Origin of the sequence: uncultured Merdimmobilis sp. (assembly GCF_902471145.1) — a bacterium.
Classification (GTDB): Bacteria; Bacillota; Clostridia; order Oscillospirales; family Ruminococcaceae; genus Merdimmobilis; species Merdimmobilis hominis.
Genome location: NZ_CABRJC010000018.1, coordinates 1 through 18,505, shown reverse-complemented (window position 1 = coordinate 18,505; position 18,505 = coordinate 1). Strand labels below are relative to the sequence as shown.

Sequence of the window (18,505 nt, the reverse complement as noted above, 5' to 3'; positions counted from 1 at the left end):
AAATTTTGGGGGAAGAGAGCAAAGAAAGGTGCGGTTAACCGGGAGGCCAGGCCAGCAAACGGCCCGCCAGCACATGGAAGTGGAGGTGGCCCACCGTCTGGCCGCCGTCCTCCCCGCAGTTGGCCACCACCCGGTAGCCCTTTTCCAGCTTCAATTCCTTGGCGAGCTGGGCAATAACCGCATAGATGTGGGCCACTACAGCGCAGTTCTCCCCGTCGATAGCGGCAGGAGAGGGGATGTGCTCCTTGGGGACCACCAGAAAATGCACCGGCGCCTGGGGGTCGATGTCGTAAAAGGCCAGGACCTTCTCGTCCTCATACAGCTTTTTGGAGGGGATTTCCCCGGCGATGATCTTGCAAAATAGACAATCCATATCCAATTTCCTCCTTTCCCATGGGTATATCGGGGTGCCCGCCCGGGGATTTTTCCGCCGGGCGAAGGCTTCTTCCCTTTTATTTTACTTGGTTTTTACCATTTTTTCAATGATTTGCGGAACTTTGGCCGCAGCTTCATCCAATTTGAGGATCTCGCTGGCGCCACCCATGGCCACATCGGGACGGCCGCCGCCGCTGCCACCCACCAGAGCGGTGAATTCCTTGATCAGCTTGCCGGCGTGCAGACCCTTGCCCTGGGCCTCTTTGCCGCAGACCGCCACAATGGAGGCTTTCTCCCCCACCACGGTGTACAGCAGAGCCACCATGTTGGGGGCCTGCTCCTTGATGCGGTCGGCCATCGTCTTGAGGGCGTCCGGTTTGGTGCCGGTGAAGCCAGCCATGGCGAACTTCACCCCGCCGATTTCCTGGGCGGAGCCGAACAGGCCGTCCACCTGGACATCGGCCAGTTTTTGGGTCAGCCGCTCAATCTCCTTGTCCTTGGCCTTCAGCTCGGCGGTGATAGCCGCAGTTTTGGCCACCAGCTCCGCGGGATTGGAGAGCTTCAGGTTACTGCTGGCCTCCAGGAGGGTGGCGTTGGCGGTGTCGATCAGCCGCAGCACCCCGCGGCCGGTGACCGCCTCGATCCGGCGGACGCCCGCTGCCACCGAGGACTCCTTGACGATCTTGAAGAGGCCCACGTTGCCGGTGTTGGCCACATGGGTGCCGCCGCACAGCTCGATAGAGCGGCCGCCCATGTTGACCACCCGCACCACGCTGCCGTACTTCTCCCCAAAGAGGGCCATAGCGCCGGTGGCTTTGGCTTCCTCAATGCTCATCTCCGCGACCTTGACGTCCATGGAGGAAAGGATCATGTCGTTAACCAGGTATTCCACCCGGTCCAGCTCCTCAGGGGTCATAGCGCTGAAGTGGGAGAAGTCGAACCGGCAGACCGCTTCATCCACATAGGAACCCGCCTGGTGGACGTGGTTGCCCAGGACCTCCCGCAGGGCCTCCTGTAGCAGGTGGGCAGCGGTGTGGTTGCGCATGATGGCGCGGCGGCGGGCCATGGAGACCGAGGCGTGGACCTCATCCCCTGTGGTGAACATGCCCGAAGCCATGACGCCGATGTGCATATACAGGCCGGAGGCGGACTTTTTGCAGTCCATCACCTTAAAGACGCATTTGCCCCCCAGAATGAGGCCCATGTCCCCCACCTGGCCGCCGCTTTCGGCATAGAAGGGGGTGCGGTTCAGCAGGATGGTGGCGCTGTCCCCTTCGCTGATGGAATCCACCAGCTGCCCATCCATCACCATGGCCAGGATTTTAGCGTCGCTCTCGCTCTCGGTATAGCCGACAAACTCGGTTTTGTTGTCTTTAAATGGGGCGAGAATGTCCTCTTCCCAGGACACGTCGCCCATGGCGGCTCGCGCAGCCCGGGCTCGCTCTTTCTGTTCGTTCATATAGCGGGTGAATTCCTCTTCGTTAAGGCCGATGTGCCGCTCCTCCAAAATCTCCCGGGTCAGGTCGATGGGGAAGCCGAAGGTGTCATACAGTTTAAAGGCCTGTTCGCCGGAGAGGATTTTCTCCTCCTCACTGAGGCTCTCTGCCTCGATCCGGTCGATGAGGTCGCCCAGCAGCTCCATGCCCTGGTCAATGGTCTTGGCAAACCGTTCCTCCTCGTTGTGGATGACCTTGACGATGTAGTCCTGGTTCTCCCGCAGCTCGGGGTAGGCCTTTTCATTTTCGGCGATGACCGTCTCGCAGACCTTGTACAGGAAGGGCTCGTGGATGCCCAGCAGGCGGCCGTGGCGGGCGGCCCGGCGCAGCAGGCGGCGCAGCACATAGCCCCGGCCCTCGTTGGTGGGGACAACGCCGTCCCCGATCATAAAGGTGGTGCTGCGGATGTGGTCGGTGATGACCCGCAGGGAGACGTCGGTTTTTTCATCCTGGCCGTACTCCACCCCGGCGATGCCGGCGATGTGCTTCATGATCCGCTGGACGGTGTCCACCTCAAACAGGTTGTTGACCCCCTGCATGATACAGGCGATCCGCTCCAGACCCATGCCGGTGTCGATGTTGGGATGTTCCATAGGGGTGTAGTGGCCTTCCCCGTCGGAATCGAACTGGGAGAACACCAGGTTCCAGAACTCCACATACCGGTCGCAGTCGCAGCCTACGCCACAGGTGGGTTTGCCGCAGCCGTATTCCTCGCCGCGGTCAAAGTAGAGCTCGGAGCAAGGGCCGCAGGGGCCGGAACCGATCTCCCAAAAGTTGTCCTCCTTGCCCAGGCGGACGATGTGGCTGGGGTCTACCCCCACTTCGTTGACCCAGATGTCCACCGTCTCGTCGTCGTCCTCATAGACCGAGACCCAGATGCGGTCCACTGGGAGCTTCAGTTCCTGGGTGATGAACTCCCAGGCCCATTTGGTGGCCTCGTGCTTAAAGTAATCGCCAAAGGAGAAGTTGCCCAGCATCTCAAAGTAGGTGCCGTGGCGGGCGGTTTTGCCCACCCGCTCGATGTCGGGGGTGCGGATGCACTTTTGGCAGGAGGTGGCGCGGCGGGCAGGGGGGGTCTCCACACCCAAAAAGTACTTTTTCAGCGGTGCCATGCCGGAGTTGATCAGCAGGAGGCTGGCGTCATCCTTGGGCACCAGGGGGGCGCTTTGCAGGATGACGTGGCCTTTGCTCTCGTAGAATTTGAGGAATTTTTCACGCAGGTCGTTTAAACCGGTCCATTCCATAGTAAGTCACTTCCTATTCTCATTTTATCATGTGCTGTGGAATAACAAAAAAGGCTTCCATCCCCCGCTAAAAGGGACGAAAGCCAACCTGTGCATTCCGTGGTACCACCCAAATTGCGCCGGAAACCGGCGCCACTTTACACAGCATAACGCGCTGTACACGCCCCGATTCCTCACCGGGGTGCTCCGGGGCGGCTCCCGCTGCTCCCACCTGCTTTGGAAGGCTTTCAGCCGCGGCCTTCCTCTCTCTACCCGCAGGTGCAGGCGGCGGTTTTTCCCATCGCTGCATCCTCTTTATTTGGTTGCTGGTTTGATTATACCGTTCCAGCCCAGCCTTGTCAACAACGCGCCCTTCCATTTATGGATTCTACACAATTATTTGTAAAATAAACCGAAACTGTGGGGGCTTTCGCAAATTGTATCGGCAATATTCCTTATGCTATAATAATCGCAAAGCGGCTATTCGTGAAAAAGCCTTTCCCGCCGCAAAAGCGGCGCCTGGCTTTTTCCGGTTTGTGTGAATTCCAAGCTAGGACAAACCGCAAAGCGGTGATTCGTAAAACCTCTAGGCTATAACCGCTGCAAGATTCGTAAAAAACCCTTTGTCAGGGGGTTCATCCCTTCCCGCCCAGGCGGGGAGGCGGATATTTTAAATCTGGGAGGAGCTTCATCTATGGCAAACAACATTTTGGTCGCCCAATCCGGCGGATCCACCTGCGCGATCAACGCATCCCTTTCCGGCGTGATTCAAGAGGCTATGCGCCAGGAGAAAATCGGCGCGGTGTATGGCGCCCTCAACGGCATCCAAGGCATTATGGACCGGAGGATTATCCGCCTGGACAGCCAGATGCACAGCGAAGGGGATTTCCAACTGCTGGAATCCACCCCGGCCATGGCCTTGGGCTCTTGCCGGTACCGCCTGCCGGAGTACAGTGTCGCCCCCGACGTGTACAAACTGATCGCCGGGGTGATGCAGGACCTGGAAATCGGGTACTTTTTCTATATCGGCGGCAACGATTCTATGGATACCGCCCACAAGCTGGGGGTGTTCTTCGCCGAGGAGGGGATTGACATCAAAGTCATGGGCATCCCCAAAACCATCGACAACGACCTGCCCTGCACCGATCACACCCCCGGCTTCGGTTCGGCGGCCAAATACATCGCCACCTCCATCCTGGAGATCATCCGGGACACCCAGGTCTACAACCTGCCCAGTGTCACCATTGTGGAGATCATGGGTCGCAACGCCGGCTGGCTGACCGCCGCTTCGGTCCTGCCCCATGTGGTAGGGGAAAAGGCCCCTCACCTGGTCTACCTGCCCGAGGTACCCTTTGATCCAGACCAGTTCATCGAGGACATCAAAGCCGCCCAGCTGGAACACAAAGCTGTGCTGGTGGCAGTCTCCGAAGGGGTGAAAACCGCCGAAGGCCGCTATGTGGCCGAATCGGTGCAGGATGAGACGGTGGACGCCTTCGGCCACAAGTATCTTTCCGGCATCGGCAAGTACCTGGAGCGGTATGTCCTGGAAAAGCTGGGCTGTAAGGTCCGCTCAGTGGAGCTGAGCGTATTGCAGCGCTGCGCCGCCCACATCCAGTCCGCCTGCGACATCGAGGAAGCCCGCCTGCTGGGTGCCGGGGCTGTCCAGCGCGCCCTCGCCGGGGAGACCGGCCGGATGATCGCCTTGGTGCGCACCAGCAACGACTCCTATGCGGTAGAGCTGGGCACCTTCCCCTTGGAAGAGGCGGCCAACAAGGAGCGTAAAGTCCCTGCCGAATGGATCCTGCCTGGCAACAAAGACCTCTCCCAGGAGGCCTACGACTACCTCCTCCCCCTCATCGCCGGGGAGCGCAGCTGCCCTGTCCAAGCCGGCATGCCGGTCCACTTCCACTTCGACAAAACCCCGCTGGAGTTCTAAGACCCCTCCCGCGGCAACAAAACCCACAAAACCGGCCGGAGACAATGATCCCGGCCGGTTTTTTCACAGGTTGGCTCGTTATACTATGGAAGGGATTCTTCCCCCAAGGCCAGCACCCTAAGCCGCTTGATCAATCCAACCACCTCCCCTGATACCTCCATCCCCTGAAAGGAGATTTGATTATGAAATCCATTGTGGAAAAAGAGCGGATCCTTCTCTTCTGTGAAGACGGGACCCGGGCGGGTTTTGTCACCTTCCCGTCGGTCAACAGCAAGGTCTCTAACATCGACCATATATTTGTGGAGCCTGCCCACCGGGGGAAAGGGGTCGCTTCCCAGCTGATGGAGCTTGCCCTCGCCCAGCTGGAATCCCAGGGCCGGCAGGTGATCCTCACCTGCCCCTATGCCCAGAAGTGGCTTCCCCAGCATCCGGAGTGGAGCCATATGCCGGCCCGGGATATCCGTTTTTCCCACCACTGATAAGCTCCCCGAAAGCAGGCTGCTTTCCGGCACGCCTCCAGGGCGGCAAAGGCTGGCCGCCTACGGGGGATCCCCTCCTGTTACCCATGGTAAAGTTACCAGATTTGTATGCCCATCACATACAAAATATCCGAATTTGTTTCTGTAATGTTGCTTTTCCGCTGGGGATGGTGTAAGATAATGGTGTAAATAAAATCGCTTTTTGCATTGTAAAATGCAGGATTGGAGGATCATTATGCTTACTCTGGAAAAAGTAAAACATGCGGCATCCGTCCTGGATGGCGTTGCCCGCAAAACCCCTTTGATCTCCGCCCCCACCCTGACCAACAGCTGTGACCTGTATCTGAAATGCGAAGACCTGCAGCTGACCGGTTCCTTCAAGCTGCGCGGCGGCTACTACAAGATCTCCCAGCTGTCTGAGGAGGAAAAATCCCACGGCGTTATCGCCTGCTCCGCCGGCAACCACGCCCAGGGCATCGCACTGGCCGCACAGAGAAGCGGCACCAAAGCCGTCATCTGCATGCCTGCTTCCGCCCCTGTGGCTAAAGTGGAGGCAACCAGAAGCTACGGCGCTGAGGTTGTCCTGGTAGAGGGCGTTTACGATGACGCCGCCAGACGGGCCACTGAGCTCCAGAAGGAAAAAGGCTACACCTTTGCCCATCCCTTCAACGACGTGGATGTCATGGCTGGCCAGGGCACTATCGGCCTGGAAATCATGGAGCAGCTGAAAGACGTGGATGCTGTGGTTGTGCCCATCGGCGGCGGCGGCCTGATCTCTGGCATCTCCTTTGCCGTCAAGACCATCAACCCCAACTGCAAAGTTTACGGCGTGCAGTCCGAAGGCGCCCCTGGCATGGCGGTCTCCTTTAAAAACAAGAAGATCACCGAGTGCGACGCCAAAACCATTGCCGACGGCATCCAGGTAAAAATGCCCGGCGACCTGACCTTTGAGATGGTTTCCAAATACGTGGACGATGTAGTTACCGTTTCCGAGAATGAAATCGCCTCTGCTATGCTTGCCCTGGCCGAGAAATCCAAGATCGTGGCCGAAGGCGCCGGCGCCACCCCTGTGGCTGCTGTCCTCTTCAACAAACTGCCTGTCCAAGGCAAAAAAGTGGTCTGCGTGGTCTCCGGCGGCAACGTGGACATCAACACCTACACCAAGGTGCTGACCAGAGGACTCACCTACACCGGCCGCATGGCCAAGGTCACTGTGGAGATGGCGGATAAATCCTCCCAGCTGCCCGAAATCCTGGCCGCTGTAGCCGCTACCGGCGCCAACATCATCGGTGTCACTTTCGACCGCGCCAGAACCCAAGGCGATGTCACCTCCTGCGCTGTGGAGCTGACCATGGAAACCAAGAACTTCGAGCACATCGAGGAGATCAAAACCGCCCTTTCTTCCAAGGGCTTCCAAGTTTGCTAGTTCCTCCAAGCTTGCAACCGATACATAAGAAACTCCCCCAGGCATTGCGCTTGGGGGAGTTTTTGTATATGCTGTGGACAAAATCCTTGCCCTTTTGCCGCCGTATGAGACATGAAGAAATATCGCCCTGTGGGCAAACAGGCCGAGGGGCCGGGCTTTTAGCCCTCCCGGTTGTCCCCATCGGGGTCGCAGCTGTCGCAGTACAAATCCAAGGGGCCGGAGGTGGGATTTTGACAGCTATCCCCCTTGCCCATGCACCAATACTGGCCTTCGGACTTGGTATCCCTTTTGCTCTCCTGCGCAAGCATCCTCCAGGCCACCTTCCAAGGCAGCCACTCCTCCCACCAGGGGACCGGCTGCTCTATCCCCGGGGCGGAAGCCCCTTGGATGGTTTCCAGCTCCCGCTGCAATTCCTCCACCTGGGATTGAAGGCGGTCAATCTGCTGGTTTGCCGCCCAGCCGCCGCAACCCGATAAGCCGAGGCAGAGACACAAGACGAGTGCCAGCCATCCTTTCACATGTATCCCCCTGTTCTAATCGTTGTAGTGTAATCCTATTATAACCGATAAAAACAAATACTTCAAGTTGGATTACACTATTAAATGGTGTATATTTTGTCCAAGATTCATTACCCTTTATCTAGAGGGGGGATCGTATGAAAATCGATTACAATCTTTTAGGTCGGCGGATTGCCCGCCTGCGCAAAGAGCGGCGCCTGACCCAAGACAAACTCTCAGAAAAAGCGGAAATTTCCAATAATTACCTGTCCAACATTGAAAACGGCCGCTCCATCCCCAGCCTGGAGACCCTGGTGCGCCTGTGTGAGGCCATGGAGGTCACCCCAGACACTGTGCTGATGGGCACCGTCACCGATGGGAAACAGTATATGAACGACGACATCCAGCAGCTGTTAGCCCAGTGCACACCCCAAGAAAAGCGGTATGTCATCGGAATTCTCAAGGTTTTTTTGGCGGAGCGTAGCCGCCCCTAATCGCTTTTGCCCCCTTGTGGAAGGGGCCGGGTATTCCCGGCTTCCCCCCTGAGGGGGATTTTTTTGACCTTCTTCCCTGGGGCAAGTTTAACTGCACCGCCACAGCCCGAACTTGAAAGGACGTCTCCTTTCCTTCCACAGAAGTCGCAAAAAACCGGACCCGCCATAACTCTTTTCCAGAAAAAAACAAGGCATAGAAGCAGGTCTGCCTCTATGCCTTGTATAACAGAATCCGATTACTGCTGCACTTCCTCAATGGATTTGCAGACGTTGTGGGTGATGGGGCTCCACTCCACCTTGCGGAACAGGGCCACAATGGAGATGGGCACATAGGTGAAGATAAAGACGGGGAAAGTAAAGGTGTACCAGATCTTCTTCCAAGGGGTGGTATTGATCTCTTTCCACTCGGTGATAGTGGTCAGAAGGCCGAAGGCATACAGCACCAGGTAGAAGTTGCACAAAGAGGCCATCAGCGCGCTGGTGGTCGCAGGAATGATCCCGGGGATGGTCGTGATGTTCAGTAGGCCGCACAGCAGGAAAAATGCGTTGATGAAAACGGTGAGCAGCGATGCGATCATGGCCGGCGAAATGGTCATGAGCATATCAAAGCAGGAGAAGTTGCGGTCGGGGAACATGGTGGTGACCAGTTTGCCGCCGTAATTGTAGAACACCTGGTAAAAACCCTTAGCCCAGCGCAGCCGCTGGTTCCAGGACTGTTCCCACGTGGTGGGCTGCTCGTCGTAAAGCTTGGCCTTGCCCGCGTAGCCGATGCATTCGCCGGCGATGGCGCTGTCTATCGAGAATTCAATGTCTTCGGTGAGCAGGTGGTGCTTCCAGCCGTTGTTCTTTTTGATGATGTCGTTGTGGACCAAAAAGCCGGTGCCGGAGATGGCGCAGCTGGTGCCCAGAATCATGCGGGGGTTGTTGAGGTACTTAGCCTCCCGCAGGAACCACAAAGAGTATCCGGCGGAGAGCCAGTTGGTGTCGTAGTTTTTGGAATTGCGGTAGCTGGTAACCACCCGGTAGCCGGCGTCAAACACCTTGTTCATTTCGGCGATGTAGTTTTCATCCAGCAGGTTGTCCGCATCAAAGACAAAATAGCCCTCGTACTGGGTTTTGTCGTTGGTGCGCTGCAAAATTTTAAAGATAAAGTCCAGGGCGTAACCCTTGCCCACCATCTGGCGGTTGTTGCGGACATACACCTGGGCGCCTGCCTGGCGGGCCACCTCGGCGGTGTTGTCGGTGCAATTGTCGGCCACCACATAAATGTCCACCAGCTCGGCGGGGTATTTCTGTTTCTTGATGCTGTTGATCAGCTGGCCGATGACCGCGCTTTCATTGCGGGCCGCAATAACTACCGCGAACTTGTGCAGGTCCTTGGGGGTCAGGTCCGGGGTTTTGCGGACCAGGGCCACCAGGGCGTAAAAGATCTGGTATGCATAAGAAAAGGTAAATAACAAAAAGATGGCGAGGTTAAACGTTTGAATAAAGGATAACAAGATTTTTCCCTCCAAAGCGGTTTTGCCGTCAATTCTAGGCAAAACATTGTTTTTCCATACTTGTGCCATTATAGCATCATTTTCTGAAAAAACAATTGACATTTACTATTTAATACAATTTTGTAAATTTTTTTGTGTGTAATTTACAAAATAGTTGGAAGAGCCTCCACAAAGCACACATAGAATTACCTGCATTTTACAGAGAACTGTTCCTAATACTTAAAAGCCGTCTATGTTGTCCTCACTTTCCCCCACTTAAGCCCTGTGGACTGACCTAGATTTTTCCCCGGAATGTGGTATACTTATCTTCACATACGTTTGATGGAACGCGCGGGTCCGGGGCCTCTTTCCCCGCCGCGCCATCCCAAAAAGGAGGGCATTTTATGGACGACCGGCAGGCGCTTCGGCTCCATTCCCTGGGAGAGAAAACCCCACAGCTGGTGTTTCGAAATGGTTTGGTTTTCAATGTGTTCACCGGGGAACTCCTCCCCGGTGACATCGCCGTGCAGAATGGGGTCATCGTCGGGGTGGGGTCTTACCGCGGGGAGCGGGAGGTGGATCTGGGTGAACGGGTAGTGATCCCCGGCTTGATCGACGCCCACATGCACCTGGAATCCACCATGGTATCCCCTCGGCTGTTCGCCGAAAAAATCCTTCCCTGGGGCACCACCACCCTCATTGCCGACCCCCATGAAATCGCCAATGTGCTGGGGGCCAAGGGGATCTCCTATCTCTTGGAGGAGACGAAGGGCCTCCCACTCAACGTCTACCTCATGCTGCCCTCCTGCGTGCCCGCCACCCGGTTTGAACACAACGGCGCGCCCCTTTCTGCCCAGGAGATGGCCCAGTTCCTCCACCATCCCCGGGTGCTGGGCCTGGGAGAGGTAATGGACTGCCCCGCAGTCCTCGCCGGAGATCCGGACAAGCTGGAGAAGCTCCGCCTCTTCGCTGGAAAGCCCATCGACGGCCACGCCCCTGGCCTCACCGGCAAGGAACTGGCCGCTTACCGCCTCTTGGGGGTTTCTAGCGATCACGAATGCACTACCTTCCAGGAGGCGCTGGAAAAACTTCGCTGCGGCATGACCATCCAGGTGCGGGAAGGCTCTGCCGCCCGGAACCTGGATGCCATCCTCACCGGTGCTGTAAAAATGGGCCTGCCCCTGGACCGGTTTGTCTTCTGTACCGACGACAAGCACCTGGACGACATCGCCCGGGAGGGCCATATCCGCTGGAATGTGCTGCGGGCCATTCAGCTGGGGGTCCCGCCTGGGGAGGCAGTAAAGATGGCCACCCTCTACCCTGCCCACCTCTATGGCCTTTCAGATTTGGGGGCCATTGCCCCTGGATTCCGGGCCGATCTGGTGGTGCTGGACAGTCTGGAAGAGATGGCCGTCCACAGCGTGTATAAAGATGGGGTTCTGGTCTCCCGAAAGGGCAGCTCCCCCACCCTGCCGCCCAACCCCCGGCCCATCGACCCTGCCTGCTTGGACACCGTCCACCTGGGGCGCCTCACTCCAGAAAGCTTAGCCCTCCCCGTCCAGGGGGAGATCCCGGTGATCACCCTTCTGCCGGGGAGCATCGTCACCAAGAAAGAAATCTCTGCCGTGCCCACTGCGGGCGGCTGTTTCCAGCCCCAAGGGGAGTTTTATAAAATCGCAGTGGCCGAGCGCCACCACGCCACCGGCAATATCGGGGTGGGGGTTGTCAAAGGCTTTGGCGTCAAAAACGGGGCCATCGCCTCCACCATCGCCCACGACGCCCACAACATGATTGTAGTGGGGGACAACGACCGGGACATGCTCCTGGCCATGGAGGAACTGGCCCGCTGCCACGGCGGGTACACCGTGGTGGAAAACGGCCGGGTGGCCGGCACCCTGCCCTTGCCCATCGCCGGTCTGTTCACCGACGACCGCACTGCCGATATCCAGGGCAAACTGGGGGAGCTGATCGCAAAGGTCCGCGCCATGGGGGTGAGGCCGGAGGTGGAGCCCTTCATCACCCTCTCCTTTGTGTCGCTGACCTGCATCCCGGAAATCCGCATCACCGACCTGGGGGTCTTTGACTTCGCCACCCAGTCCTTCCTTTTGCCGTAAACCCATCCCCGTCCCCCTTCAAAAATAGAAAAACCAAAAGACGAGGCAAAGGCCGGCGGTTTCCCGCCGGCCTTTGCCTCGTCAAACAAAAATCCAAAATTTCAGGAGAAACAAAAAGAAAGTGAAGTTAAATATCCTGCTGGGCGATCAGGCTCTGGATGTCACTGACCATGGAGAGTTCCCTTTCGCTGCCCGAGCAGGCGGATTTGAGCCGTTCCATGGCCCGGATCATCGACGGGGAGGTAAAGCAGCTGCCCACCAGCACCTGGGGGATCTTCTGGATCACGTCCACCTCGGTGGAGTCGGAATAGACAGCAGCTTCTTTAATCCAGCCCTGTTCCATCTCCAGCTGGATTTGCAGGCTGCCCCAGGGCAGCCGCTCGGCCAGTTCGTAAGTGTAGGGGATGAACCCGCCCATAGTCCATTCCTGGGAGGCGTTTTTCTCCTCCAAGGCGCGGATGCGGTCCTCGTCGATCTCCGCTGCGTTCAAACGGCGGGCGATCTGGCCAAATTCATGGCCCATGGAGTCGATGATCTGTTCCCGCAGGGCCTCCACCGTCAAGGAGGAAAGGCACTCCTGGAGGTTGACCACCTTGGAGCGGATGGAATCCGCCCCTTTGGATTTGACCCGGGAGGAGGCGGGATTGATGTATTTGCACACCCGGGTCAGGTTGGAATTGACCATAATACTGCCCCGGTAACAGGAGTGTCCGTCTTTTGTATAGGTGACGCTGTTGCAGAATTTGCGGCCGTCGGCCATGAGGATGCCGCTCTCCGACCGGCCGGCGTCGATGCCAAGGCCGCGGACCGCCCGCAGGATCACCCCGCTCAACCGTTTGTCGTCCATCTCCTCCTGCAAGGTGAGGAAGGAGAAGTTGAGGTTGCCCAGGTCGTGGAAACAAGCGCCTCCCCCAGCCAGCCGCCGGGAGATGCGGGCGCCGTTTTTCTGTATTTCGTTGAGGCGCAGCTCCTTGCGGGCATTCTGGTTGCGGCCGATCTCCACCGTGTTGCGGTCCTGCCACAAGTACAGGATGCAGGTGTTTTTGCCCACCTGGGTCATCAGGTATTCTTCCATCGCCAGATTCCGGTAAGGGCTGGTGCTGTCGGCGATCAGGTATTTGATGGTGGTAATCATGGCTCTTCCTCCAGTCCGGGGCTTGGCAGCCCCTGTGTTTCAAAGGCCCCCACACGCAAAAAGGCGCGCGGGGAGGTTCCCAGCACGCCTCTGTCCTTGACCTGAAAGATTCTCCACAAACGGGATTGCTTCTTCGGCGCCTTGCGGCTTTCCAGAGTTTCGTCATGATCCGGTCCTTTTGCCTGAGAGTTTCTTGCGATTTCCCCTTCGGCGCCCTGTGGGTCTCTCCCGGATCATTCATCCGATTCTATCTGTATGGCCTGTGCATCCACTTTATTGCAACAAAAAAGAGGCGCACAGAAATTGTACGCCTCTGTTCCTAAACCTGAAAGATTCTCCCCTAGGGGGATTGCTTCTTCGGCGCCTAACGGCTTTCCAGAGTTTCGTCATGATCCGGTCCTTTTGCCTGAGAGTTTCTTGCGATTTCCCCTTCGGCGCCCTTATGGGTCTCTCCCGGATCATTCATCCGAATCATTATGGTGTTTCTTCTTAGTCCACTATACCCCATCTTTTGCAGAATGTCAACAAAAAATTGCGGCCCATAGGGGGAAAAAACAGAGGAAATTTTGTGAAATTCCCCGTATTTCCCAAAATATGGGCCGCACCGCTTCCTTATCTCCGTGCAAAGGGGGAGAAAACAACCCCCTCACCCCAAAACTGGCGCCGTTCTAGGGGATTTTCGCTTACCGCATCCGGTAGCCGTGGTCCAGGGGGCCGCTCCCCTTGCCCAAATTGAGCCCTGCCAGCAGCGCGCCGGTGAGGTACTTCTTCGCCCGGAACACCGCCTCCTCCAAAATCAGCCCCTTGGCCAGGTTGCAGGCAATGGCCGAGGAGAGGGTGCAGCCGGTTCCATGGGTGTTGGGGTTGTCCACTTTGCGGCCGGGGAACCAAATGGGGCAGTCCTCATAATAGAGGAGGTCGTCGGCCCGGTATTCCTGGTGGCCTCCCTTGATGAGGATGGCCCCCCGGCAGAAGAGGGCGATCTGTTCCGCCGCCCGCTCCATATCCCCATTGGATTGAATCGGTATCCCGGAAAGGCATTCCGCCTCGGGGATGTTGGGGGTGATCACATCCGCCAGGGGCAGAAGGCGGGTCTTGAGGGCCTCCACCGCATCCTCATTGAGGAGGCGCCCCCCGCTGGTGGAGACCATCACCGGGTCCACCACGATGTTCTTTGCCTCATATTCCTCCAGCTTGTCGGCGATGGCGGCGATGATCTGGGCGTTTGCCACCATGCCGACCTTCACCGCGTCCGGGCGGATATCTTGGAACACGCAGTCGATCTGCTGGGCCACAAAGTCTTTGTCCGCCTCCAGCACCCCATACACCCCGGTGGTGTTCTGGGCTGTCAGGGCGGTGATAGCTGTCATGGCGTACATGCCGTGGGCGGCGATGGTTTTGATGTCGGCCTGGATGCCTGCGCCGCCGCTGCAATCCGACCCTGCGATGGAAAGCACTTTATACATACTGCTACAACCTCTTTTCTATTCTGGGGGGAGCTGTTCTCCCCCATGCTGCAAATCCAGAAGCTCCTCCAGGCTTTGGAGGAAACGGTCGCTGTATTCTTCTGCCTCCGCCCGGCGGGGGGCGCCCCAAGGGTCGGCGACGCCGACGGTGCGGCAGCCGGCCTCTTTTGCGGTTTTCAAGGCGTGGGGAGCGTCTTCAAACACCGCCGTCTCCCCGGGGAGGCAGCCCAACAGCTCCACTGCCCGGCGGTAGAAGGCCGGGTCGGTTTTGGGGAAGCCCAATGTCTCACAGGTGTACACCCCTCGGAAGAAGTCCAAAATCCCCAGCCTTTCCAGCAAGCGCCGGGCCAGGCCCTCATCCAATGCGGTGCCCACAGCCATGGGATATCCCGCCGCCTTGCACCGCCGCAGCAGTTCTGATGCACCGGGCTTGAGATCCACCCGAGTGAGGTAGGTGTCCTCTGCCATCTGGGTCACGGCGGCGATGACCTCCCCCACCGTCATGGAGAGACCGTATTCCCGGATCATATATTCGGCGGACTGGGTGAAGCTCATCTCCTCAAACTTCCCCACCAGCCCCTCTTCCGGGGTCTTGCCCTGGGCGATGAGAAAATCCCGGCCGATGTTCTTCCACACCCAGTTGGAATCCACCAAGGTGCCGTCCAGATCGAAGAGCAGCCCCTGAATCATCGGGCCACCATCTGGTCGGAAAGGGCCCGAAGCTCTTCTGCGGCGGCCCGGGGATCGTCCTGGGCAAAGATGGCCGAGACCACCGCCACGCCGTCCACCCCGCATCCGGAGAGCTCCAGCAGGTTTCCGGCGTTTATGCCGCCGATGGCCACCACCGGGATGTCAACCGCCTCGGCCACCGCCTGTAGCTCCTCCCGGCTCAAAGCCCGGGTGTCCTTTTTGGTGGTGGTGGCAAAGGCCGCCCCGGTGCCGATGTAGTCCGCCCCGTCAGCCTGGGCTTTTTTCGCCTGTTCCGGGGTCTTGCAGGAGACGCCTATAATCTTATCCGGGCCCAGCAGCTGCCGGGCTTTCGCCGCGGCCATGTCCTCCTGGCCCACATGGACACCGTCGGCGTTTACCGCAAGGGCAACCTCCACATTGTCGTTGATGACAAAGGGCACATGGTACCGGCTGGTGACCTGCTTCACCTCTTTGGCCAGGGCGATAAACGCCTCCTGGTCCAATTCTTTTTCCCGCAGCTGGACAAAGGTCGCCCCGCCCAGAATGGCCTCCTCCACCATTTGGACAAGGGAGCGGCCGCGCAGCCAGCTGCTATCGGTCACGGCGTACAGCCGCATAGCGTATTTGGTGGTATTCAATGTTGGTTCCTCCCATCCACTGTTGATCATCGAGCAAACTCATGGCGTCCATGAGGTAGGTGCGGAAGCTCCCGGTGCCTTCCCCCTCCCGGAGGCGGGCAGCGGCAATCTCTCCACACAGCCCCATGGATGAAACTGCACCGGCCGCCGCCATGGCAGGCTTGTCCGGGCAGGCTGCCAAAAATGCCCCGCACACCGCCGAAAGCATGCAGCCAGAACCGGTGATGCGGGAGAGCATGGGGTGCCCACCCCGGATCACATAGGCCCCTTCCCCGTCGGCCACCAGGTCGATGACCCCGGTGATGGCCACTGCCGCCCCGGTCTGGGCCCAGAGCTGCTGGGCCAGGGCAATCCCCTCCGGGATGGTCTCCTCGGTGACGGCGTCCAGTGCCCCGGCATCCACCCCTTTGCCCTGGGAGCGGATGTTCAAAAGGGCCTTGACCTCCGAGATATTCCCCCGGATGAGGGAGAACTGCACCTCCCGAAAAAGCTGTTCCGCTGCCCCCCGGCGGAAGGGGGAAGCCCCCACCCCCACCGGGTCCAGCACCACCGGATGGCCCAGTTGATTGGCCTGTTTCCCGGCGGCAGCCATAGCTGGTAGAGTCCCGGCGTGGGGGGTGCCCAGGTTGAGGACCAAGGCATCGCACCCGGCGGTGATGGCCGCGGCCTCGGCCAGGTCATCGGCCATGATGGGGGAACCCCCGCAAGCCAGCAGCATGTTGGCGCAATCCCCCGCGGTGACATAGTTGGTGATGCAGTGCACCAGGGGATTTTTCCCCCGCACCCTGTGAATCAGTGCTTCCATTGGTCTCTCCCCCCTATTGCGCGGCATAGGACATGTCCCAAAACCGCATCTCATGCTGGCTGGACACCCGGAAGATGCCGGCCAGTTCCTCTTTGCGCTCCCGGGAGTACCCGTCGCATAGCTGGTCGGCAAAGGCGGCCCAGCGGCTGCATTTTTCCGCGTACCGTTCCGAGGCGTAATCTGCCAGCCAATCCCCATATGGGCTCTGTGTGAGGACGTCCGGGCTGCGCTTCACCACCTCCTTTGCGATGTAAAGGTAGCTGAGCATGCAGGGCAGCACCGCCATCAGCGCCTCGGCCAGGCCCCGGCTCGCCATCTCCAGCATAAAGTCGGTGTAGGCTTTGTTCTCCGGCAGGGGCGCTATCTCGTCCACACGGTCGGGGTCGATGCCGTAGCGCCGCAGGTATTTGACCCGGGTGAACGACTCGTCGTTGATCACCACCGAGAGCACGTCGTAAAACAGCTGCATCTCCCGCAGGGTTTCGGCGCGGTACATGGCCAGGGCGAACACCCGGGCGTATTCCTTTAAATAGATACTGTCCTGAACCATATAGGTCTCAAACTGCTTGGGGGTCAGCGTCCCCTCCTCCGCCCCCTTGACAAAGGGGTGGACAAGGTAGCCCTCCCACAGGTCTCTACTGCCCGCTATGGCTTGTTCCATCATCTTCACGGCGATTCCTCCTTGTGTTGTCCCCGGAAAACGGCCAAACAAAAAGGGGATGCGCAGGTGCATCCCCTAGACTGGCGTTGGCGATTCCTACGTTGGCATTATCCAAATCAGGTTCCGGGTCGAGGCCGCAGTTGGCCTCCTCTCAGCCCGCAGGCGCGAGCTCCCCGTTTGTATTGTTCCGGATCATCCGGATTTCTGCTACCAGTATACCACCAAAGGCTGGGGAGCGTCAATTTTTGGGGCGTATTTTTCCAGATTTTCCACTTCAAGAGGAAAATTTCCAACAAATTCATAAAAACCCCTCTTTTTTCACATCCAGGGGATTTTTCCGCGGGAGGATTTTATGCTATAATGGTCGCAGAGCGATTATTGGTGAAAAACACTTCCCGCCGCTAAGCGGCACCTGATTTTTTCCAGTTTGTGTGAACTCTATGCTGGAACAAATCGCGGCGTGATAATTCTATCGAGGGGGAAAGCCCACCTGCCGCACCACAAGGTTGTGATTCTTCGGGCTTGCCCTTGGAAGGCGGCGCCGGGCTTTTTCCGGCCCCCACAAAAAAGCCCCCAAAGCGATTATTCGAATGTCAGCCCCGTCCACATGGGCGGCGGCTTGGATTTGACCAAAGGAGAATTTTGATGGAAGAACAGTATTTGAAGTATGTACCGGTCTTTAAGGCGCTGTCTGACGAGACCCGGCTGCAAATTTTGGACATGCTGTCCAGCAAGGAGATGTGCGCCTGCAAGATTTTGGCGCCCTTCCACATCAGCCAGCCCACCCTCTCCTACCACATGCGCATCCTGATGGAAAGCGGCCTGGTCACCAGCCGCAAGGAGGGTCCCTGGGTCTACTACCGGATGGACCCCCGCCGGATGGAAGAGGTTCAGCAGTTTTTAGCCGCCCTCGCAAAAGACAAGGAATAGCCCCTTTTCTCCTGTGGGCTTCTGCGCGGGAAACGGGGAAAAACTCCAGGCGGCTTTCGCTTTTGTGGCGGGGCCGCCTTTGCTGTCCCTGCCAATACCGGTTATCTGCGAAAAAACGGCCCTTTCTCTCAAAAAGTTGCACAAATAATCTTGCAACCAAAGAGGATTCCCGGTATACTAGAAGAAGGATTTCATGTTAAATTTATAACAATAAAAGCATTTTATGCAGAGGAAGGAAGTACACCATGGAAATTTCTGTTTGCATCGGCAGCTCCTGCCATCTCAAAGGCTCTTACGACATCATCAACCTGCTCAAAGAACAGATCGCCAAGCACCATCTGGAGGACAAAGTGGTCCTGAGCGCCTCCTTCTGCCTGGGCTGCTGCAGCGCCGACGGCGTCTCGATGAAGGTCGGCGACCAGGTGCTCACCGGCGTCACCGCCGCCAACTTCCAGGGCATCTTTGACAAGCACGTGCTGGAGGCGCTGAACTGATATGGAATCCATCGCGGAGATCATCATCCGCTGCACCCCCCACGCCATCTTGGCCATGGATACCAACCTGGCCATCCTACAGGTCAACGACGCCTTCTGCCAGCTGTTCGGCCAGCCCAGCTCCAGCGAGCTCACCGGCAAACCGGCCAGTTCCATTGTGGATGTCAC

Annotated in this window: 18 protein-coding genes and 3 riboswitches; of the genes, 8 read left to right on the top strand and 10 right to left on the bottom strand. The window is 58.1% G+C overall.

Annotated features, from left to right (window positions below):
• Window positions 1-34 precede the first annotated feature (34 nt).
• Both RDQ42_RS08495 and alaS read right to left on the bottom strand, forming a co-directional pair.
• Window positions 35-373 (bottom strand): histidine triad nucleotide-binding protein, encoded by a 339-nt coding sequence (locus RDQ42_RS08495; RefSeq protein WP_054332174.1) that lies wholly within the window; start codon window positions 371-373, stop codon window positions 35-37.
• Between the two features lie 84 nt (window positions 374-457).
• The gene (alaS, locus tag RDQ42_RS08490) at window positions 458-3,115 is read right to left on the bottom strand and encodes an alanine--tRNA ligase (RefSeq protein WP_231358319.1); all 2,658 of its coding nucleotides are present in this window, start codon (window positions 3,113-3,115) and stop codon (window positions 458-460) included.
• A gap of 673 nt (window positions 3,116-3,788) precedes the next feature.
• Here alaS and RDQ42_RS08485 point away from each other — a divergent pair.
• From RDQ42_RS08485 to ilvA, 3 genes are all read left to right on the top strand, one after another.
• Window positions 3,789-5,030, top strand: a complete 1,242-nt coding sequence (locus tag RDQ42_RS08485; protein WP_308588543.1) for a 6-phosphofructokinase — start codon at window positions 3,789-3,791, stop codon at window positions 5,028-5,030.
• A gap of 182 nt (window positions 5,031-5,212) precedes the next feature.
• Window positions 5,213-5,509 (top strand): GNAT family N-acetyltransferase, encoded by a 297-nt coding sequence (locus RDQ42_RS08480; protein ID WP_071428293.1) that lies wholly within the window; start codon window positions 5,213-5,215, stop codon window positions 5,507-5,509.
• Between the two features lie 235 nt (window positions 5,510-5,744).
• Window positions 5,745-6,935 (top strand): threonine ammonia-lyase, encoded by a 1,191-nt coding sequence (gene ilvA, locus RDQ42_RS08475; protein WP_195254531.1) that lies wholly within the window; start codon window positions 5,745-5,747, stop codon window positions 6,933-6,935.
• Between the two features lie 158 nt (window positions 6,936-7,093).
• Here ilvA and RDQ42_RS08470 read toward each other — a convergent pair whose 3' ends face one another.
• The gene (locus RDQ42_RS08470; RefSeq protein WP_231358317.1) at window positions 7,094-7,453 is read right to left on the bottom strand and encodes a hypothetical protein; all 360 of its coding nucleotides are present in this window, start codon (window positions 7,451-7,453) and stop codon (window positions 7,094-7,096) included.
• Window positions 7,454-7,590: 137 nt separating this feature from the next.
• Between RDQ42_RS08470 and RDQ42_RS08465 the strand changes: the two genes are divergently transcribed.
• Entirely contained in the window at window positions 7,591-7,926 is a 336-nt protein-coding gene (locus RDQ42_RS08465; RefSeq protein ID WP_071428291.1) for a helix-turn-helix domain-containing protein, read from the top strand.
• A 236-nt stretch (window positions 7,927-8,162) separates the two neighbouring features.
• Here the strand turns inward: RDQ42_RS08465 and RDQ42_RS08460 are convergent, their stop codons facing one another.
• Window positions 8,163-9,425 (bottom strand): glycosyltransferase family 2 protein, encoded by a 1,263-nt coding sequence (locus tag RDQ42_RS08460; RefSeq protein WP_231358316.1) that lies wholly within the window; start codon window positions 9,423-9,425, stop codon window positions 8,163-8,165.
• A 383-nt stretch (window positions 9,426-9,808) separates the two neighbouring features.
• Between RDQ42_RS08460 and ade the strand changes: the two genes are divergently transcribed.
• On the top strand, window positions 9,809-11,518 hold the full coding sequence (ade, locus tag RDQ42_RS08455) for an adenine deaminase (RefSeq protein ID WP_231358315.1): 1,710 nt from the start codon (window positions 9,809-9,811) through the stop codon (window positions 11,516-11,518).
• A 127-nt stretch (window positions 11,519-11,645) separates the two neighbouring features.
• Here ade and RDQ42_RS08450 read toward each other — a convergent pair whose 3' ends face one another.
• The 6 genes from RDQ42_RS08450 to tenA form a co-directional block, all read right to left on the bottom strand.
• Window positions 11,646-12,653: a lipoate--protein ligase gene (locus tag RDQ42_RS08450; protein ID WP_054332169.1), complete on the bottom strand. Its 1,008-nt coding sequence runs from the start codon at window positions 12,651-12,653 to the stop codon at window positions 11,646-11,648.
• A gap of 160 nt (window positions 12,654-12,813) precedes the next feature.
• Window positions 12,814-12,894, bottom strand: a riboswitch (glycine riboswitch).
• A gap of 143 nt (window positions 12,895-13,037) precedes the next feature.
• A riboswitch (glycine riboswitch) is annotated at window positions 13,038-13,119 on the bottom strand.
• Window positions 13,120-13,336: 217 nt separating this feature from the next.
• Window positions 13,337-14,119, bottom strand: a complete 783-nt coding sequence (thiD, locus tag RDQ42_RS08445) for a bifunctional hydroxymethylpyrimidine kinase/phosphomethylpyrimidine kinase (protein ID WP_054332168.1) — start codon at window positions 14,117-14,119, stop codon at window positions 13,337-13,339.
• An 18-nt stretch (window positions 14,120-14,137) separates the two neighbouring features.
• Entirely contained in the window at window positions 14,138-14,809 is a 672-nt protein-coding gene (locus RDQ42_RS08440; RefSeq protein WP_231358314.1) for an HAD family phosphatase, read from the bottom strand.
• Window positions 14,806-15,447: a thiamine phosphate synthase gene (gene thiE, locus RDQ42_RS08435; RefSeq protein WP_231358313.1), complete on the bottom strand. Its 642-nt coding sequence runs from the start codon at window positions 15,445-15,447 to the stop codon at window positions 14,806-14,808. The genes RDQ42_RS08440 and thiE overlap by 4 nt, the downstream gene beginning before the upstream one ends.
• Window positions 15,401-16,252 (bottom strand): hydroxyethylthiazole kinase, encoded by an 852-nt coding sequence (thiM, locus tag RDQ42_RS08430; RefSeq protein ID WP_231358312.1) that lies wholly within the window; start codon window positions 16,250-16,252, stop codon window positions 15,401-15,403. The genes thiE and thiM overlap by 47 nt, the downstream gene beginning before the upstream one ends.
• A 13-nt stretch (window positions 16,253-16,265) precedes the next feature.
• Window positions 16,266-16,916 carry a thiaminase II gene (tenA, locus tag RDQ42_RS08425; protein ID WP_231358634.1) on the bottom strand — a complete coding sequence of 217 codons (651 nt, stop codon included), beginning with the start codon at window positions 16,914-16,916 and terminating at the stop codon, window positions 16,266-16,268.
• A 74-nt stretch (window positions 16,917-16,990) separates the two neighbouring features.
• Window positions 16,991-17,099: riboswitch (TPP riboswitch) on the bottom strand.
• Window positions 17,100-17,558: 459 nt separating this feature from the next.
• On the opposite strand from tenA, the gene RDQ42_RS08420 reads away from it, so the two are divergent.
• The 3 genes from RDQ42_RS08420 to RDQ42_RS10005 all read left to right on the top strand — a co-directional run.
• Window positions 17,559-17,843 (top strand): helix-turn-helix transcriptional regulator, encoded by a 285-nt coding sequence (locus RDQ42_RS08420; RefSeq protein WP_054332163.1) that lies wholly within the window; start codon window positions 17,559-17,561, stop codon window positions 17,841-17,843.
• Window positions 17,844-18,088: 245 nt separating this feature from the next.
• Window positions 18,089-18,337 (top strand): (2Fe-2S) ferredoxin domain-containing protein, encoded by a 249-nt coding sequence (locus RDQ42_RS08415; protein ID WP_054332162.1) that lies wholly within the window; start codon window positions 18,089-18,091, stop codon window positions 18,335-18,337.
• Between the two features lies 1 nt (window position 18,338).
• Window positions 18,339-18,505 (top strand): PAS domain-containing protein (locus RDQ42_RS10005; protein ID WP_374044699.1); only part of this gene is annotated, 167 nt, incomplete at its 3' end.

Excerpts from the sequence above, each read along its gene's own strand:
- RDQ42_RS08480 (WP_071428293.1), top strand. The coding sequence starts at position 5,213 with ATGAAATCCATTGTGGAAAAAGAGCGGATCCTTCTCTTCTGTGAAGAC.
- ilvA (WP_195254531.1), top strand. The coding sequence starts at position 5,745 with ATGCTTACTCTGGAAAAAGTAAAACATGCGGCATCCGTCCTGGATGGC.
- RDQ42_RS08415 (WP_054332162.1), top strand. The coding sequence starts at position 18,089 with ATGGAAATTTCTGTTTGCATCGGCAGCTCCTGCCATCTCAAAGGCTCT.
- alaS (WP_231358319.1), bottom strand. The coding sequence starts at position 3,115 with ATGGAATGGACCGGTTTAAACGACCTGCGTGAAAAATTCCTCAAATTC.
- RDQ42_RS08485 (WP_308588543.1), top strand. The coding sequence starts at position 3,789 with ATGGCAAACAACATTTTGGTCGCCCAATCCGGCGGATCCACCTGCGCG.
- tenA (WP_231358634.1), bottom strand. The coding sequence starts at position 16,916 with ATGATGGAACAAGCCATAGCGGGCAGTAGAGACCTGTGGGAGGGCTAC.
- RDQ42_RS08495 (WP_054332174.1), bottom strand. The coding sequence starts at position 373 with ATGGATTGTCTATTTTGCAAGATCATCGCCGGGGAAATCCCCTCCAAA.
- RDQ42_RS08440 (WP_231358314.1), bottom strand. The coding sequence starts at position 14,809 with ATGATTCAGGGGCTGCTCTTCGATCTGGACGGCACCTTGGTGGATTCC.
- ade (WP_231358315.1), top strand. The coding sequence starts at position 9,809 with ATGGACGACCGGCAGGCGCTTCGGCTCCATTCCCTGGGAGAGAAAACC.
- RDQ42_RS08465 (WP_071428291.1), top strand. The coding sequence starts at position 7,591 with ATGAAAATCGATTACAATCTTTTAGGTCGGCGGATTGCCCGCCTGCGC.
- thiD (WP_054332168.1), bottom strand. The coding sequence starts at position 14,119 with ATGTATAAAGTGCTTTCCATCGCAGGGTCGGATTGCAGCGGCGGCGCA.
- thiM (WP_231358312.1), bottom strand. The coding sequence starts at position 16,252 with ATGGAAGCACTGATTCACAGGGTGCGGGGGAAAAATCCCCTGGTGCAC.
- RDQ42_RS08420 (WP_054332163.1), top strand. The coding sequence starts at position 17,559 with ATGGAAGAACAGTATTTGAAGTATGTACCGGTCTTTAAGGCGCTGTCT.
- RDQ42_RS08450 (WP_054332169.1), bottom strand. The coding sequence starts at position 12,653 with ATGATTACCACCATCAAATACCTGATCGCCGACAGCACCAGCCCTTAC.